Annotated in this window: 14 protein-coding genes; 6 read left to right on the forward strand and 8 right to left on the reverse strand. The window is 60.8% G+C overall.

Annotation, left to right across the window (positions count from 1 at the left end):
• Window positions 1–561 precede the first annotated feature (561 nt).
• The 3 genes from bmt (at window position 562) to IHQ71_RS14030 (ending at window position 6,790) form a co-directional block, all read left to right on the forward strand.
• Window positions 562–1,566 (forward strand): betaine--homocysteine S-methyltransferase, encoded by a 1,005-nt coding sequence (gene bmt, locus IHQ71_RS14020; RefSeq protein WP_258162566.1) that lies wholly within the window; start codon window positions 562–564, stop codon window positions 1,564–1,566.
• A 237-nt stretch (window positions 1,567–1,803) separates the two neighbouring features.
• Window positions 1,804–6,441 (forward strand): calcium-binding protein, encoded by a 4,638-nt coding sequence (locus tag IHQ71_RS14025; RefSeq protein ID WP_258162567.1) that lies wholly within the window; start codon window positions 1,804–1,806, stop codon window positions 6,439–6,441.
• A 7-nt stretch (window positions 6,442–6,448) separates the two neighbouring features.
• Window positions 6,449–6,790 (forward strand): hypothetical protein, encoded by a 342-nt coding sequence (locus tag IHQ71_RS14030; protein WP_258162568.1) that lies wholly within the window; start codon window positions 6,449–6,451, stop codon window positions 6,788–6,790.
• Between the two features lie 86 nt (window positions 6,791–6,876).
• Here IHQ71_RS14030 and IHQ71_RS14035 read toward each other — a convergent pair whose 3' ends face one another.
• Both IHQ71_RS14035 and IHQ71_RS14040 read right to left on the reverse strand, forming a co-directional pair.
• The gene (locus tag IHQ71_RS14035) at window positions 6,877–9,102 is read right to left on the reverse strand and encodes a VWA domain-containing protein (RefSeq protein WP_258162569.1); all 2,226 of its coding nucleotides are present in this window, start codon (window positions 9,100–9,102) and stop codon (window positions 6,877–6,879) included.
• A gap of 14 nt (window positions 9,103–9,116) precedes the next feature.
• Window positions 9,117–9,638: an RNA polymerase sigma factor gene (locus IHQ71_RS14040; RefSeq protein WP_258162570.1), complete on the reverse strand. Its 522-nt coding sequence runs from the start codon at window positions 9,636–9,638 to the stop codon at window positions 9,117–9,119.
• 512 nt (window positions 9,639–10,150) lie between these two features.
• Here IHQ71_RS14040 and IHQ71_RS14045 point away from each other — a divergent pair.
• Together IHQ71_RS14045 and IHQ71_RS14050 are read left to right on the forward strand one after the other, a co-directional pair.
• A complete protein-coding gene (locus IHQ71_RS14045; protein ID WP_258162571.1) occupies window positions 10,151–11,023 on the forward strand; it encodes a DMT family transporter in 873 nt (290 codons plus the stop codon).
• Window positions 11,020–11,898: a DMT family transporter gene (locus tag IHQ71_RS14050; RefSeq protein ID WP_258162572.1), complete on the forward strand. Its 879-nt coding sequence runs from the start codon at window positions 11,020–11,022 to the stop codon at window positions 11,896–11,898. Before IHQ71_RS14045 ends, IHQ71_RS14050 begins: the two co-directional genes overlap by 4 nt.
• On the opposite strand, the gene IHQ71_RS14055 is transcribed toward IHQ71_RS14050, so the two are convergent.
• The 4 genes from IHQ71_RS14055 to IHQ71_RS14070 all read right to left on the reverse strand — a co-directional run bounded on the left by IHQ71_RS14055 (window position 11,890) and on the right by IHQ71_RS14070 (window position 14,824).
• Window positions 11,890–12,213: a type II toxin-antitoxin system PemK/MazF family toxin gene (locus IHQ71_RS14055; protein ID WP_258162574.1), complete on the reverse strand. Its 324-nt coding sequence runs from the start codon at window positions 12,211–12,213 to the stop codon at window positions 11,890–11,892. The two genes, IHQ71_RS14050 and IHQ71_RS14055, sit on opposite strands and share 9 nt — an antisense overlap.
• Window positions 12,200–12,439 carry an antitoxin MazE family protein gene (locus IHQ71_RS14060; RefSeq protein ID WP_258162575.1) on the reverse strand — a complete coding sequence of 80 codons (240 nt, stop codon included), beginning with the start codon at window positions 12,437–12,439 and terminating at the stop codon, window positions 12,200–12,202. The genes IHQ71_RS14055 and IHQ71_RS14060 overlap by 14 nt, the downstream gene beginning before the upstream one ends.
• A 52-nt stretch (window positions 12,440–12,491) precedes the next feature.
• Window positions 12,492–13,166, reverse strand: a complete 675-nt coding sequence (locus IHQ71_RS14065; RefSeq protein WP_258162576.1) for a ferredoxin — start codon at window positions 13,164–13,166, stop codon at window positions 12,492–12,494.
• 101 nt (window positions 13,167–13,267) lie between these two features.
• Window positions 13,268–14,824, reverse strand: coding sequence for a trimethylamine methyltransferase family protein (locus IHQ71_RS14070; RefSeq protein ID WP_258162578.1), 1,557 nt, complete (start codon window positions 14,822–14,824; stop codon window positions 13,268–13,270).
• A gap of 393 nt (window positions 14,825–15,217) precedes the next feature.
• Here IHQ71_RS14070 and IHQ71_RS14075 point away from each other — a divergent pair, with 393 nt between their 5' ends.
• A complete protein-coding gene (locus tag IHQ71_RS14075) occupies window positions 15,218–15,919 on the forward strand; it encodes a B12-binding domain-containing protein (protein WP_258162579.1) in 702 nt (233 codons plus the stop codon).
• Between the two features lie 68 nt (window positions 15,920–15,987).
• Here IHQ71_RS14075 and IHQ71_RS14080 read toward each other — a convergent pair whose 3' ends face one another.
• Together IHQ71_RS14080 and IHQ71_RS14085 are read right to left on the reverse strand one after the other, a co-directional pair.
• Entirely contained in the window at window positions 15,988–16,134 is a 147-nt protein-coding gene (locus IHQ71_RS14080) for an entericidin (protein WP_258162581.1), read from the reverse strand.
• A gap of 32 nt (window positions 16,135–16,166) precedes the next feature.
• Window positions 16,167–16,310 carry an entericidin gene (locus IHQ71_RS14085; RefSeq protein ID WP_258162582.1) on the reverse strand — a complete coding sequence of 48 codons (144 nt, stop codon included), beginning with the start codon at window positions 16,308–16,310 and terminating at the stop codon, window positions 16,167–16,169.
• Between the last annotated feature and the right edge of the window lie 71 nt (window positions 16,311–16,381).

Below are 16,381 nucleotides of genomic sequence, written 5' to 3' on the forward strand. Positions count from 1 at the left end.
AAAACCTGTGAGAGAATCATTCCCGTTCTACCCTCGGCTACCCCGCATGGCGATGCGGGCGGGGCGGAGCCGGTGCTGGTCATGGGGAGGCGACGCAAAGCCTCATGATCGGGCCCGTGCAGAAAATGGTTCTCCTCCGGGCTGAAAAAGGCCCGGGCGTGCCTGTGAGGCATTGGAGGCCCGAACGGAATGCGGGGGTGATGGTCCCGCAAACGCCATGCCAGCGATGGATGGCGTATCTACATCGGAGGCCGACGGGTTCGAGAACCTTGTTGGCACGAGCCGTTCGGTGACGCAGAGGAACCGGAGTTGCACGGGAAAAACCACCGAATACGGGGCACGGATACGTGTCTTAACGACCGGCTTCCGAGGGCCGGTCATCTAACTGTGGCACGGAAACGTGCCCCGGCCGATCTCTCATGCCAAGGCAAAGGGATCTGGGACGTGCATGGTCAAGCCACGGACGGAATCCCGCCGCGTGAACGAATAAACGCGTCAATCACTGGACATCACATAAAGATATCTTTATATCCTTCTCTCAAATCAATCCGAGGTAATGCCATGTCCGCCAATCCGCTTTCCGACCTGCTCGCCGAGAAGGGCATCCTGCTCGCCGATGGCGCCACCGGCACCTCGCTCTTCGCCATGGGTCTCGAAGCGGGGGAGGCACCCGAGCTCTGGAACGAGGCCAAGCCCGAGAACATCACCAAGCTGCATCAGGATTTCGTCGATGCCGGCGCCGATATCATTCTCACCAATTCCTTCGGCGGCACCCGCCATCGCCTGAAGCTGCACCATGCCCAGCATCGCGTGCACGAGCTCAATTCCAAGGCCGCCAGCATCGCCCGCGCCGTCGCCGACGCCGCGCCGCGCAAGGTCATTGTCGCGGGCTCCGTCGGCCCGACCGGAGAATTGCTGATCCCGCTCGGCGCCATGTCCTATGAGGACGCGGTCGATGCCTTCGAGGAGCAGATCAAGGGCCTGAAGGCCGGCGGCGCCGATGTCGCCTGGATCGAGACCATGTCCTCGCCCGATGAGATCCGCGCCGCGGCGGAAGCCGCCGTCAAGGTCGGCATGCCTTACGTCTATACCGGCTCCTTCGACACCGCCGGCAAGACCATGATGGGGCTGCCGCCGAAGGACATCCACGGCGTGGCATCCGATATCGGCGATGGCCCGATCGCGGTCGGCGCCAATTGCGGCGTCGGCGCCTCGGATATCCTGGCAACGCTGCTCTCCATGTCGGAAGCCAGGCCCGATGCGACGATCATCGTCAAGGGCAATTGCGGTATCCCGGAATTCCGCGGCGAGAAGATCCATTACTCCGGCACCCCGCCGCTGATGGCCGAATATGCACGTCTGGCGATCGACGGCGGCGCCCGGATCATCGGCGGCTGCTGCGGTACCTCCTGCGAGCATCTGGCCGCCATCCGCGAAGCCGTGGACAGCCATGTCGCAGGCGCTCGTCCGACGCTCGAATTGATCGTCGAAAAGATCGGCCCGCTGCGCAACAAGACGGCCGAGGAGCAGGCTCCTCCCCGCGAACGGCGCGGCCGCCGCGGCTGAGGCCGGAGAAACATCTTAGATTTCATTCGGCCGGAACCACCAAGGTTCCGGCCGATTTCGCTTCCGATCCCGCATGCTCCTTTAAATTGATCATTCAACCAACTTAAATTTGCGTTTGGACAAGCCCCGCTAAAGTTTCACCGCCTATCAAGATCCTGCATCAGAAGCGCCCCTAAGGCTGCAATCGATGCGAGTCGGCATGACGCCCGGCTCGCGAACGCGCAGGAGATCATGACGATGGCCAAATCCAGAACAGCCCCCAGAGCGAACTCCACGACAAAAACGGTCGGCGACATCGACAATGTCACGGGCACCAGGGGCATCGACTTCATCACGGTTTCCAACTCCATCCGCAACCAGGAACTCGATCTCGAAGGCGGCGTCGATCGCCTGAGAATGCAGGGCACCGGCAACACGGTGCGGGTCTCAAATATCGAATCGATCGGCGGCGCCAGCGGCATCGACCTCGTGACCTTCGAGACCAGGGTCACCTATGGCAGGATCGACCTGGGCGGCGACGACGACCGCGTGACTTTCTCGGACGACGGCGGCACGGCCACCATTTCCAATGTCGAGACCATCCTTGGCGGCGGCGGCAAGGAATCGATCATCCTTGGCTCGAAAGCGCAAGGCACCTACATCGATCTCGGCGAGGACAGCGACAGGGTCGTGCTGGGCGCCTATGCCAATACGCTCACCCTGCTCAATGTCGAGACGATCAGCGGATCGAGCTCGGGCGACATCGTCCACATCGCCAGCCAATACGAAGAAGGCAAGATCGACCTTGCCGGCGGCAAGGATTCGATCACGTTCGCGATGGCATCGACCGCCACGCTGCTCAACATCGAAACCATCACCGGCAGCGATTTCGACGACGACATCACCATTTTCACCCTCTTCACCCGCGGCAGCATCAATCTCGGCGCCGGAACCGACCGGCTGCGGCTCGGCAATTTCGCCAACAGCCTGACCGTGGCGGGCGCCGAGTCGATCGTCGCGGGCACCGGCATCGATATCATCACGCTGAGCGCCCGCGCCGACAATGCCGAGATCGACCTCGGCGGCAACAAGGACAAGCTGACCCTCGGCGATTTCGTCAACGTCGTTTCGGTCTTCAACGTCGAGACGGTGATGGGCGGCTCGGGCAGCGATACGGTCTATCTCGAGACGACGTCGGCCGGCATGCGGATCGAGCTTGGCGATGGCCTCGACCAGCTCGTTCTCTTCGAGGGCGGCAGCACGATGACGATCGGCAATGTCGAAACGATCCTCGGCCGGGACTCCGGCAACGACGTCATCACGCTTTCGACCCAGGCCAACGGCCTGACGATCGACCTCGGCGAAGGCGATGACAGGCTGACGCTGGGCGCATTCGACAACACGCTGACGCTGGGCAATGTCGAGACCATCACGGCATCGAGCAAGACCGACGATATCACCATCACCAGCCAGCTCACCGGCGGCAAGATCGATCTCGACGCCGGCAGCGACAAGCTGACACTCGGAAACTTCGAAAACACCATCACCATCGCCGGCGTCGAAACGCTGGTCGGCGGATCGAGCGACGACACGGTCACGGCATCAGGACAATTGACCAAGGCGATGATCGACCTCGGCGCGGGCCAGGACATCCTGACGCTGGCGACAGCCACCAATTCGCTGACGATTTCCGGTACGGAAACCATCATCGGCGGCGGCGGCAGCGACCATATCACGCTTGGCGCACAGCCCGCATCGGGAGAATTCACAGTCGATCTGGGCAACGGTGCCGACACCCTCGTCCTTCATTCGGCTGGCAACACGCTGACCGCCGCTGGCGTGGAAAACATCGAAGGCGGCGCCGGCGACGACTTCGTCCACATCTCCGGCGCCGCCGTGGGCCTGTCGATCGATCTCGGCGACGGCGTCGATACGCTCGACCTATCCGATGGCGGCGGCACGCTGACTGTCAAGAATGTCGAGGTCATCACCTCCACCGGCAGTGACAGCGCCAGCGCCATCACCTTCGGCTCGGCACTGACCAACGGCATCATCGCGCTCGGCGAAGGCAAGGACCGGGTGACGCTCGGCGCCTTTGTCAACAACGTGACGATGAACGGCGTCGAGACCATCATGGGCGGTCGGTCGGCTGACACGGTTACCATCCAGGGCATGCTGACCGAAGGCATGATCGACCTCGGCGCCGGCATCGATACGCTCGATATGAGCGCGGTGAACCTTGGCACGACGCTGACGATCTCGAATGTCGAGACGATGACCGGCACCAACCAGTCGGATATCGTCACCGTGACAGTCGATCAGACCGGCATGCGCATCGACCTCGGCAGCGGAAGCGATTCACTGACGCTCGAGTCCAACATCACGATCACCGTCAGCAATACCGAAACCATCATCGGCAGCGCCGGCAATCAGAATGTGACGCTTGGCGGCACGTTCAACGGCGAGATCGATCTCGGCGACGGCAGCGATACGCTCAAGCTCGGCAATACCGGCATCAACCAGATCACCATCAAAGGCGTCGAGACGCTCATCGGCAACGGCCAGGACGACCTCATCACGCTCGCAGCGGTTCCCGCCATGATGGTCGTCGATCTCGGCGGCGGCGGTGATCAGCTGACGCTCGACGCCGGCGGCGGCACCGTGTCGATCAGCAATGTCGAGACGGTCGTGGGCGGCGTGGGCGCCGACACGGTCTATGTCGCGAGCGGCCTGACGGGCTCGACCATTCTGCTCGGTGACGGCCTCGATGTTCTGACGCTCGGCAATTTCAACAACACAGCGACGATCTCCGGTATCGAAAGCGTGGTCGGCGGCAGCTCGGCCGACATGATCACGCTGCAGGGCGAAGCCACGGCGGTCTATATCGACCTCAAGGGCGGCCTTGATCTGCTGACGCTGACCAGCGGCAACAACACCGTTACGGTCGTCAATGTCGAAACCGTGGCCGGTGGCACCGGCAATGATACGATCTATGTCGACTCGTCCTTGCCCTCGGGCAGCTACGATCTCGCCGGCGGCAACGACACGATAATCTTCAGCGATCTCGGCGGCACGGTCACCGCGACAAATGTCGAATCCATTCTCGGCAAGCTCGGTAACGACAAGGTGACGCTTGCATCATCCACCCCGTCCGAGATCGATCTCGGCGACGGCAACGATACGCTGATCCTGTCGTCCGGCGGCAATACGGTCACCATGCTCAATGTAGAGACGGTGACCGGCGGCGCGGGTAACGACCTCGTCATCCTCGGCGCGACCTATGCGGGCGGCACGATCGACCTCGGCGGCGGCAGCGACATGCTGCAGATCAATGCCTCGGGCGCGACCATCACCGTCAATGGCATCGAGTCCATCGCCGGCGGCTGGGGCTCGGATGTCATCACCTTCTCGCAGGCCTATACATCGGGCGAAATCGACCTCAACGACGGCGACGACAAGGTATCCTTCGCCAATTTCGCCAACACCGCAACCATCGTCAACGCCGAGACCATTGCCGGTGGCACGCAGGACGACCGGATCATCCTGAAGAACGGCTGGGTGGGCGGCACGGTCAGTCTGGGCCTCGGCAGCGACTATCTGAGCTTCACCGACGGAGGCACGCTGACCGTCACCGGCGCTGAAACCATCATCGGTTCGACAGATACCGACGTCGTGACGATCAACGCCTCCGGCGCCATCGCCATGCTCGATCTCGCGGGCGGCCACGACATTCTTTCGTGGTCGGGCAACATCGCGGTCAACGCCAATGTCTCCGGCATCGAGTCGATCTCGGGTGGCTCGGCGGCCGACTACATTATCTTTACATCCGCGATCACCGGCGCCCATATCAATCTCGGCGATGGCGGCGACCGGCTGGAACTCTACAAGCTCGACAACAATACCTTGACCGTCGCCGGCGTCGAAACCATCTCCGGTGGCGTCAGCTCCGACATCATCGTCATCAATTCCTCGACCTACAACGGCAGTGTCAATCTCGATGCCGGGATCGACAGTATCGAACTGGCGATATCCGGAAACACGGTGACGCTGGCCGGCATCGAGACCATAACCTCCGGCAACGGCGACGACCGCGTTACTCTCTCCGGCTCGGCTCAGTCGACGATCACCCTTGGCGCGGGCATCGATCAACTGTTTTTGGGTGACGGCAACAACACGGTGACCGTAGGCGGTGCGGAAACCATCACCGGCGGCAACTTTATCGATGTGGTCACCGTCAATACCGATTTCGTTGGCACCATTTCGCTCGGCAGCAGCACCGACACCCTTACCTTCATTGAAGGCGCCACGGCGACCCTGACAAACGTCGAGACCGTGACTAGCGGCGGCGAGTCCGACACGATAACGCTCGCGACCAATTATCTCGGTGCTGTCATCGATCTCGGCGGCGGTGAGGATTTCATACTGTTTGCCGGCTCGGGCACGGCGACCTTCGCCAATGTCGAGAACATCAACGGCGGCAGCGGTATCAACAAGATCGTGCTGACCGGTTCCGCCAACACCAATATCTCGCTCGGCAACGGCGACGACACGATCTACATGGGCAACGGCGTCGACAGGGTGTCGGGCGATGCCGGCGTGGATTACTTCGTCTTCACATCGACCACCCAATCGAACGGGACGGGCGTGACCGACACGATCAACGATTTCGTCCAGTCCCAGGACAAGCTCTCGTTCCAGGGCCTGCAGACCGGCACATTCGCCTACTCGACCACGGCAGGCTATTCGAATGCGGGCGCGAACTCCGAAGCGTGGTTCGACAATGCGAGCCGCATGCTGCATGTCGATATCGACGGCGACAACGCAGACGACATGATCATCATCCTCACGGGCATGAACCGCGAGTCGCTTTCGACCTTCGATTTCGTCTGGAGCTGAGTTGCGGATGACAGCTGCCCCCTTCCCCGATCGCGACGCCGTCGCCGACAGGCTCGCAAGCTTCGTCGAGGCCGACCAGTCGTTCCTGAGGCTTCTGATGGAAAATCCAGTTCAGGACGACAACCTGCTCGAGGGATTGCGGCTCTGGCTCGACCGATCGGCCGAGGCGAAATTTCTCAACTCTCTGAAGCTCGAGCGTACCGGCGAATGGATCGGTGCCAATGCACCGGCGCGGCTGCAGATCCGGCTCAACGAAGTGGGCAAATCCTCGCAGCACCCGGCTTTCCATGCATTCCGGGACGGGCTGGAGAAATCTGGCGGGCTGGAAAAGGCGTTTCCAAAAGCGTGAAACCAAACGCGGTTCACCCCCTCCCCGCGAGGACAGGGAGAGGGCGTGACGAGCGAGTAATGAGCTAGGCTCGGTTGGGAACGGGGTTACTCGCCCTTCAAACGCTTGGCCAGTTCGACCATCTTGAGGAATTCGGCGTGGTAGCCGTAGCGGTCATCGCCTTTCGAGGCCAAGCCCAGCGCCCCGATCGCATCCCAGGAATAGTCCGAAACCTGGGCTTCCTGCTTCAGCTTCTGGGCGAAGGCCGCGACCGCCACCGAGAAACGCACATCGGGCGCCGCCGCATCGACATTGGCTTTCTCTTCCGATGCCTTGACCGGCATGGTGATCAGCGTCGATTTGTCTTCGTCCGGCTTCTTGTAGCGGATCTTGACGAAGGCGAGTTCATCTGAGGCGGAAGCGTCGGTCACGACGGGCGCGTCGGCCTTTTCCTTCTTCCCGGCATAGCGCAGATCGTCGTTGAGAACCGATGGGCTGCCGACCGGCGTCACCTCGTAGATCGCCGTGACGCGATGGCCGGAACCGATCTCGCCGGCATCGATCTTGTCATTGTTGAAATCCTCGCGTTTCAGCGCCCGGGTTTCATAGCCGATCAGGCGGTATTCGGCGATCTTGGCCGGGTTGAACTCGACCTGGATCTTGACGTCCTTGGCGATCGGGAAGAGCGAGCTCGTCGCCTCCTGCACCAGCGTCTTCTGGGCTTCCGACAGCGTGTCGATATAGGCGGCAACACCATTGCCGTTCTGCGCAAGCACCTGCATCAGGCTGTCATTGTAGTTGCCGGTGCCGAAGCCCAGGACTGACAGGAAGATGCCCGTCTTGCGCTTCTTCTCGATGAGGGCCTTGAGGTCATCGTCGCTCGACACACCGACATTGAAATCGCCATCGGTGGCGAGCAGGATGCGGTTGACGCCGTTCTTCTGGAACGCCTTCTCGGCGAGCCGATAGGCGGCTTCGATACCTTCGGCACCCGCAGTCGAACCCCCGGGCGAAAGGTTGTCGATCGCATCGAGGATCTTCTGCTTGTCCGATGCCTTGGTGGGTTCGAGAACGGTGCCGGAATTGCCGGCATAGACCACGATCGACACCGTGTCCGACGGCTTCAGCGTATTGACCAGCAGGCGGAAAGCGCTTTTCAACAGCGGCAGCTTGTTGGGCTCGTCCATCGATCCCGAAACGTCGATCAGGAACACAAGATTGGCCGGTGGCTGTTCGGCAAGCTGAACGTCATAACCCTTGATGCCGATATGCATGAGCTTCGTATTGGCATTCCACGGCGTCGGCATGACGGTGACATTGGCCTTGAACGCCTCCTTGGCGCTTTCCGGCGGCTTCCAGTCATAGGGGAAATAGTTGATCATCTCCTCGACGCGGACGCTGTCGGGCTCCGGTAGATGGCCGCCATTCATGATCGACTGGCGCACATAGGCGTAGGATGCGGTATCGACATCGATCGAGAAGGTTGAGACCGGCTCGGAAACGACCGATTTCACCGGATTGACATCCTTGGAGGTGAAACGGTCACCGGTTTCCTCGGGCAGCAGGATCGGCGGCTGGGCGATGATGCCTTCGTTCATCGTGGCGCCACCCAGCACCTTCTTGCGCATCAGCTGTCCAGTTGGCTGCACGGTCATCGGCTTGGCGGCAACCAGGGCATCGACCTCGGGTTCGGCCATCTCGCTGGTCGCGGCTCCCAAATTATCGGCATCGCCCGGTGTCGTCGAATTGAATTCGGCCGACTTCTGATCCTTCGGCGCGGCGGCAAGGCGTTGATCCTCACCGGGCACCATGGCTTCAGTGTCGGCGCGGCTACCCGATGTGTCGGCCGTTTCCTCGGCGATGACGGGTTTGGGCTCGGTCTTGGTCACGTCGGCCAGTTCGGGCTGTTCGACCGACTTATCGTCGGCTTGCACCTGGTTCTGAACCTCTTGCTTCCCAGCGGTCTGCTCGGCCTTGAGCTTCTCCTGGCGCAGGCGCGCCTCGTCCTGCTTCTTGGTATCGATAACAGGTCCATCCGTCAGGATGATTGTCCTGTCGTTGATCATCTGATAGGTGACATACCCGGCGGTGGGTACGATCAGGATAGTTGCGAGCGCCGAGCTCGCGAGCATCAATTTGCGGGACATGAACAGGCTCCATAAAGCGGTTGCGATGGAGCTTTGACGACGTGACGTTCTGTTTCCTTGGGGTGCTGTGGCAAAATTTTTCTCGGCCTCGAATGCGGCCATGGCAGCATTCATCGCGCGGGCACGGGCCTCGTCGGTGGGTTTCGGGGCGGCGATGCGGCCGAGCTTCTTCAGGTCTTCTTCCATCGGCTCGCCTCCTTTCACGCGACTTCACGGCCGAGAATGATCTTGAGCCGCTTGCGCGCCTCATGCAGGTGCCAGGATACCGTGGGTTCCGAGCAACCGAGTATTTCCGCAGCCTCGCTGTGATCGAAGCCCTCGGAATAAACCAGCATGACGGCGTCGCGCTGCTTTGGCGAGAGCGTCTGCACGGCGGTCCAGATTTCCTGCATGTCGTCCTCTTGGGTCTCGTCGGCATGCATGGCCGGATCCTGGCTCCATTCCTCGGTCTTGCGGCGCTCGCGAACCGCCTTGCGGGCGAGATCGCGGACCGCGTTCAAGACCAGCGCATAAAGCCAGGTACGAAAGCGGCCCTCGCCGCGAAACGATCTGATCGCGCTTGCCAGCCGGACGCAGACGTCCTGCGCGATATCTTCGGCATCGGCACGGCTCCGCGTCCATTTCCACGCCGTGGCATGTATGAAATCATAATGCATTTCAATCAGTTGTCCAAAGGCTTGCGCGTCGCCGCCAATTGCCTTTCTGATCAGTTCGGGTTCCAACTGCCGTCCCTCTCACACCGTTCCCGGGGTCAGGGGCACCAAATCCATTCCATTCGGCATGTTCGGTAAACCCTGATCCTAGGTGTAAGACGTTTGCTCCTGACAAAAGCTTGGGGTCAGGCGTGAAATTATTTGGGCAAGGGGCCAAATTATTCAGTCAGCCCTTCCATCACCCTTATGTACAAACCCCGGAGCGGATTTTAGAGCGCTTCATGGATAAATGGAATCATTCTGTTGGCTCAAGCGGAGTTGGATGTTGGATCGGCCGGCGCGCGTCGTAGCCAAAGCATACGGCCAAGCCGGCCGATCCAAGAGCCGGCCCGCTTCAGCCAACCCGAAGGGCCGGGCATCTTTCCGCCAGTCCCTGCGGCGTCGGTCTCGGCCGTACCTAAGGGTACGACACTCGCCCGCCGCCTTGGTCCTGACGAAAACCTGCTCCGGCAGAATGGTTCCATTTATCCATGAAGCGCTCTAACTCTCGGAATCGCCCGCCTATCCCGTCAGGTCCATCCATGAACCCCCGCCGCGATTACCAGCTCGGCCTGCTCTACGTCACGATTTCCGCTGTCGCCTGGAGCCTTGCCGGCTATTTCAGCCGGCTGATCCCGCTTGACAGCTTTACGCTGCTCGCCTGGCGCGGCATTTTCGGGGCGGCGAGCCTGCTGATCGTCGTCGTCCTCTTTCGGGGCCGCAACTGGTGGCGGGAATTCACCGAAATCGGCAAGCCGGAAATGGCCTATATCGCACTGACGGTCGCCGGGATGATCATGTTCATCACCTCACTGGGCCATACATCCGTTGCCCATGGCGCGGTGATCTATGCGACGATCCCTTTTCTGGCGGCCTTCCTCGGATGGATATTCCTCAAGGAATTTCCGAGCCGTAGCGCGATGAATTCGAGCATGTTCGCTATTCTCGGCGTCATCCTGATGGTTGGCTTCGGATCGGATGGCGGTTTGCTCGGCGACATGCTGGCCTTCGGCATGACCTGCACCATGGCCTGCTCGATCATCGTCATGCGGCGCAACCCACACATGTCCGCGATGGCGTCGGCCTGCATCGGCGCCATCGTCTCCGGCGCCATCTGCTGGCCGCTCGGCGCGCCGCTCGATGTGACCGGCATCCAGTTCTTCCAGCTCGCGCTCTTCGGCCTCACCAATTCGGCGGTGGGCCTTGCCTTCTTCGCACTTGGCTCCAAGAAACTGCCGGCCGTCGAGACAGCCTTGATCGGAGCGCTCGACGCGCCCATGGCGCCGCTCTGGGTCTGGCTGGCTTTCAACGAAAAGCCGGGCGTCAACACTCTTATCGGCGGCGGCATGGTCTTTGCCGCGGTCGTCGCACATATCGTCGCCAGCCAGCGGAGGGGCGCTCCGGCGCATGCATGATGGATCCACGTCGCGAACATCTCTTCGGCATCATCTTCGTCACGGCGGGCGCGGTCACCTGGAGCAGCGCCGGCTTCTTCACGCGGCTGATCGCGCTCGACTATCCCACGATGATCGCCGGACGCGGCATCTTCGGCGCCATCGGCATGCTGGCGATCATCATCGCCTTTGCGCCAAGGACATGGACCAGCCAGTTCCGCAACATGGGCTGGCCGGACGTACTCTACATCTCCAACTATATCTTCGGCACGATCTGCTACGTCTCGTCGCTCGGCCAGACCTCGATCGCGCACAATGCCGTGATCTTCGCCACCCTGCCCTTCATCGCCGCCCTGCTCGGCTTCATCTTCGTGCGCGAACTGCCGTCGCGCGAAGCAATCTTCGCCAGCGCGATCGCGATGATCGGCGTGGTGATCATGGTCGGCTTTTCCGACGATGGCGCGCTGCTCGGCGACGTGCTCTCGTTTCTCGGCACGGCCAGCATGGCGGCCTCGATCATCATCGTGCGGAAATATCGCTCGGTGAATATCGCCGCCGGTGCGGTGATCGCCTCCTTCACCAGCGGCGTCATCGTGCTGCCCTTCGCGGATTTGTCAGCGGCGACACCGACGCATCTGCTTTACCTGGTGCTTTTCGGCCTGCTCAATGCATCGGCCGGGCTGACGCTTTATTCGCTCGGCTCCAGGCGCCTGCCGCCAATGGAAACGGCGTTGATTTCGCTGATCGATACGCCGCTCTCACCGTTCTGGGTGTGGCTGGCATTCGGGGAGAAAGCCGGCCCCCAGACGCTCGCCGGCGGGCTGATCGTGCTGTTTGCAGTGATCCTGCACATATTCATGAGCCAGCGGCGTCAGCGGCTGGTCTCTTCAAGCTAGACCCAGGAAGATCATGATCGCGGTTTCTACGCGCTTGAGGTCGTCATCGTCGAGAATGCCGATGCGTTTGCCGAGGCGACTTTTTGGCAGGGTGATGATCTTGTCGGCCATAACATGTGATCGCAGCCGCAGACCGTTTACGTCACTCGGCAATAGATCAATGCGGAAAAGTTCTAGATTGTCAGGGTCGGAGGTGATCGGGCATATCGTTATGGAATCCAGAAATGAGAAGGCATGATCTTGAATAATAAGAGCCGGCCTTGGCTTGCCGGCGTAGCCGGTACCTGAAACAGTCCAGACCTCACCTCTCGTCATTGGCCGGATCGTTGAACCAGGATACGGAATCGACCCACGCCTGATCCTCGGCGGCATAGGGACTCGCCGCCGCGATCTTCGACTGCCTCGCGGCTTCCTCGAGGAATTCTTTCGACTTGGTGTCGGGCAGCCAGCGTTGTACGAGCCGCAGACCCTTCGCCCGCTGTCGCTCGCGATAGGTCGCTGCCTTATGCCTGTTCCGCTCGCGCTTCTCTGGTGCGGTCATCTCTAACACTCCGGTTATATGTAACCTGAGTGCGAGGGGTCGAAATGTCAAGTCAGCGGCTCAACGCCGTCATGTGAAAGCGGAGCTGTTCCTCGGGATAACGATAGCTGGCGCCGACCGGGCAGGCATTGCGGGCGATGCAGCCGCCTTGCATACAGGTGCCGTCGCCTTCTCCCGCGAGATAGGTGCGGCAAGCCGGTACGTGAAAATGATCGTTGGCCACTGCATTTGCCGGACAGGTCGTCAGGCACGGTTTGTCGGGACAGTGGTCGCAGGGATGCGGCCTTGGAGTTGATGCGGGGAACTCGATGTGTTCCTTAAACCCGATCGCGCCGCGATAGCCGTGCCACAAGCCATAATCCGGATGGATCAGCACGCCGAGCGGCGACGCCCTCAATCCCTCGGCACGCATCGCCCATTGCTGGAACGGCTGCCACGGCTTTTCCGAGGGGAACCATGCGGTTCCTCCCATGGCCTCGGCGACCGGCCGGATGACCTCGACGGACCACATGTCCAGTGGATCGGCCACATTCTCGTTCTCCTGCCGCCATTCCGAGAACGGCTCCCAGATCGAGCCGCCGATATTGCCAAGCAGCACAACCGTCCGCGCCCTGCCCCCTGATATCTCCGGCCCATCGCCATCGAAATGCACGACGCCGCGCAAAAAAATTCCGTGCGGCGAGAGCGCCGCACGGATCTCATCAATTCTGATCTCTTCCTTGCCCATTATGTCCGGCCAGGCGGCTTGTAATGCGGGCGCCAAACGTCCCGCTGTATCCAGTCGGCCACCTGATACCGTCCGCCATTCTCCCTGGCTTCGGGACCCTTTCAGGTGAAGGCGTCGGGCATCGAGTCCTTCTTCTGCTTGATGTAAGCCAGAAGCGCTTCATCGATCGCGGGATCCAGCGCCGGCGCCTCGTACTGGTCGAGCCAGGACTTGCAAAGCGCATTGGCGCGTTCCTCGATCCGCTTGGCGCCTTCGACTTCCCACTGTTCGAAGGAATTGTTGTCGGCGAGCGCGGAGCGATAGAAGGCGGTCTGGAAGTTGGCCTGGGTGTGCGCGCAGCCGAGATAGTGGCTGCCTGGGCCGACTTCGCGGATGGCGTCCAGAGCCTGGGCGTTTTCCGAGAGATCAACGCCTTCCGCCATCTTCTGCATCATGCCGAGCTGGTCCTGGTCGATCATGAACTTCTCGTAGGACGACACGAGGCCGCCTTCGAGCCAACCTGCCGCATGCAGCGAAAAATTCGTGCCGGCGAGCAGCGTCATGTTCAGCGTGTTGGCCGATTCATGCGCGGCTTGCGCATCCGGAACCTTGGAGGCGCAGAGCGAGCCGCCGGTACGGAACGGCAGGCCAAGACGGCGTGCAAGCTGGGCTGCGCCGTATGACACCAGCGACGGTTCCGGTGTGCCGAAGGTCGGCGCACCCGACTGCATCGAGATCGAGGCTGCGAACGTGCCGAACAGCACGGGCGCGCCCTTGCGGATCAGCTGGGTGAACGATGCACCGGCCAACACTTCAGCGAGGATCTGCGTCAGCGTACCGGTCACTGTGACCGGGCTCATAGCGCCCGAGAGAATGAATGGCGAGATCACCGTCGCCTGGTTGTGGCGGGCATAGACCTTGAGCGCGCCGACCATGGTTTCGTCGAACACCATCGGCGAATTGGCATTGATGAGGTTGAGCGTGACGCAGTTGTTCTCGACGAACTCATCGCCGAACACCAGCTTGGCCATGGCGATCGTGTCTTCGGCGCGTTCCGGCGCGGTGACCGAACCCATGAACGGCTTGTCCGAATATTTGATATGGCTGTAGACCATGTCGAGATGGCGTTTGTTCACCGGGATATCGACCGGCTCGCAGACCGTGCCGCCTGAGGAATGCATCGACGGCGCCATGTATGCGAGCTTCACGAAATTGCGGAAATCCTCGATCGTCGCATAGCGGCGGTTGCCCTCGAGGTCGCGCACGAAGGGAGGTCCGTAGACAGGTGCGAAGACAGTCGCCTTGCCACCGATCTGCACGCTGCGCTCGGGATTGCGCGCATGCCAGGTAAAAACCGGCGGCGCGGTCTTCAGGAGTTCGCGGCACAGGCCCTTGGGGAAATGCACCCGTTCGCCCCTGACATCGGCGCCGGCTTCCTTCCAGAGCGCCAGTGCTTCGGCATCTTCGCGGAATTCGATGCCGATTTCCTCGAGGATGAGGTCGGCGTTACGCTCGATGAGCTCGAGGCCTTCTTCCTCCAGCACCTCGTATTCGCGGATCCTGCGGGTGATATAGGGAAGCGACGCGCCCGGACCGCCGCCTGTGCGTGCTGCGCGGCGGGCGGCAGCACCTCTAACGCGGCGGCCGCCGCCTTCTGCCTGGTCTGTCGTCTGGTCCATGGTTGCTTCCTCTTTGTGATTTTGGGCCTGAGGGGCCGAAATGTTCACGGCGATCCTAAACAATGCCGCAAAAGGAACATTCCTGAAAGCGCCACCGATGACGCTGTTCGCGAAATGACGCATTTGTCGATTTGCGGCATGAGACAGAACGCTATCCGTCTAATGATGGCAATCAGAAGATTCGATGTTACGAGCGCGATTGTCCCTTAAATCAAAGAGAACCACGTCTCAGCCTCAAATCGTCAACCCTTTCAAAGACGATTGACGCATCGTCGTAAATCAGTCCAGCCCGCGTCGTTTTCGAAAACGCTTTGCAAACCCCAGACGCTAACTGTAATGGTCGAATGCGGTTTACGGCAAACTGCGGATTCCCAAAACTCGACGAGGATCGCCATGGCAGACGACGACATCATTCTTTCCGAGCTCTCGGACGAAGAACTTGTGCAGCAGATGCACGACGACCTCTATGACGGCCTTAAGGAAGAGATCATCGAGGGCACCAATATCCTCATCGAACGTGGCTGGGTGCCTTATGACGTTCTTACGCAAGCCCTCGTCGAAGGCATGCGCATTGTCGGTATCGACTTCCGCGACGGTATCCTCTTCGTTCCGGAAGTGCTGCTTTCGGCTAATGCGATGAAGGCCGGCATGTTTATCCTGCGTCCGCTGCTCGCCGCTACCGGCGCGCCGAAGCAGGGCAAGATGGTGATCGGCACCGTCAAGGGCGACATCCACGACATCGGCAAGAACCTTGTCGGCATGATGATGGAAGGCGCTGGCTTCGACGTCATCGACCTCGGCATCAACAATCCGGTCGAGAACTATCTTGACGCGATCGAGCGCGAAAAGCCAGACATCCTCGGCATGTCGGCGCTGCTGACCACGACCATGCCCTATATGAAGGTCGTGATCGACACGATGAAGGAAAAGGGTATTCGCGACGATTACGTCGTTCTCGTCGGCGGTGCGCCGCTCAACGAGGAATTCGGCAAGGCCGTCGGTGCCGACGCCTATTGCCGTGACGCGGCAATTGCCGTGGAAACAGCCAAGGAATACATCAAGCGCAAGCACAACATGCTCGCTGCCGGCGCCTGACCGGTTTCAGCGTAGAGAATAAAGAACTGGCCGCTGCGGGTACCGCGCGGCCAGTTTTCGCTTCGGGATCAGTTGGTTGCGTCGTTCGCCGCATCCTTGGTCGCATCGACGGTGTTCGAGGCATCCCGGCCGAAGCCCCGGATGGTGTTGCCGCATGATGCCAGTGCGAACACCAGAACGACCGCGACAGCAACGCGTGTGGTGATACTGATCATTTCATTGCCTCCAGTTGAACCCTAAGCCTTGATCATTCCACGACGTCCTTGGCCGCGTCTTCCGTCGCATTGACGGTGTTGGACGTATCCTTGCCCAATCCACGGATGGTGTTGCCGCACGATGCAAGCATAAGGACCGCCAGAAGGGCTGTCGCGATCTTAGTGGATGTCTTCATGACCGTGATCTCCAATCGTAATATAGATGTATCCGAAGCGCGGTCGCGCCACGGCCAATGACTGGGCAACA

The organism is Rhizobium sp. TH2 (assembly GCF_024707525.1).
GTDB lineage: Bacteria > Pseudomonadota > Alphaproteobacteria > Rhizobiales > Rhizobiaceae > Rhizobium_E.

Coding starts and splice junctions, on each gene's coding strand:
- bmt (WP_258162566.1), top strand. CDS start 562: ATGTCCGCCAATCCGCTTTCCGACCTGCTCGCCGAGAAGGGCATCCTG.
- IHQ71_RS14025 (WP_258162567.1), top strand. CDS start 1,804: ATGGCCAAATCCAGAACAGCCCCCAGAGCGAACTCCACGACAAAAACG.
- IHQ71_RS14030 (WP_258162568.1), top strand. CDS start 6,449: ATGACAGCTGCCCCCTTCCCCGATCGCGACGCCGTCGCCGACAGGCTC.
- IHQ71_RS14035 (WP_258162569.1), bottom strand. CDS start 9,102: ATGGAAGAAGACCTGAAGAAGCTCGGCCGCATCGCCGCCCCGAAACCC.
- IHQ71_RS14045 (WP_258162571.1), top strand. CDS start 10,151: ATGAACCCCCGCCGCGATTACCAGCTCGGCCTGCTCTACGTCACGATT.
- IHQ71_RS14050 (WP_258162572.1), top strand. CDS start 11,020: ATGATGGATCCACGTCGCGAACATCTCTTCGGCATCATCTTCGTCACG.
- IHQ71_RS14055 (WP_258162574.1), bottom strand. CDS start 12,213: ATGACGAGAGGTGAGGTCTGGACTGTTTCAGGTACCGGCTACGCCGGC.
- IHQ71_RS14060 (WP_258162575.1), bottom strand. CDS start 12,439: ATGACCGCACCAGAGAAGCGCGAGCGGAACAGGCATAAGGCAGCGACC.
- IHQ71_RS14065 (WP_258162576.1), bottom strand. CDS start 13,166: ATGGGCAAGGAAGAGATCAGAATTGATGAGATCCGTGCGGCGCTCTCG.
- IHQ71_RS14070 (WP_258162578.1), bottom strand. CDS start 14,824: ATGGACCAGACGACAGACCAGGCAGAAGGCGGCGGCCGCCGCGTTAGA.
- IHQ71_RS14075 (WP_258162579.1), top strand. CDS start 15,218: ATGGCAGACGACGACATCATTCTTTCCGAGCTCTCGGACGAAGAACTT.
- IHQ71_RS14080 (WP_258162581.1), bottom strand. CDS start 16,134: ATGATCAGTATCACCACACGCGTTGCTGTCGCGGTCGTTCTGGTGTTC.
- IHQ71_RS14085 (WP_258162582.1), bottom strand. CDS start 16,310: ATGAAGACATCCACTAAGATCGCGACAGCCCTTCTGGCGGTCCTTATG.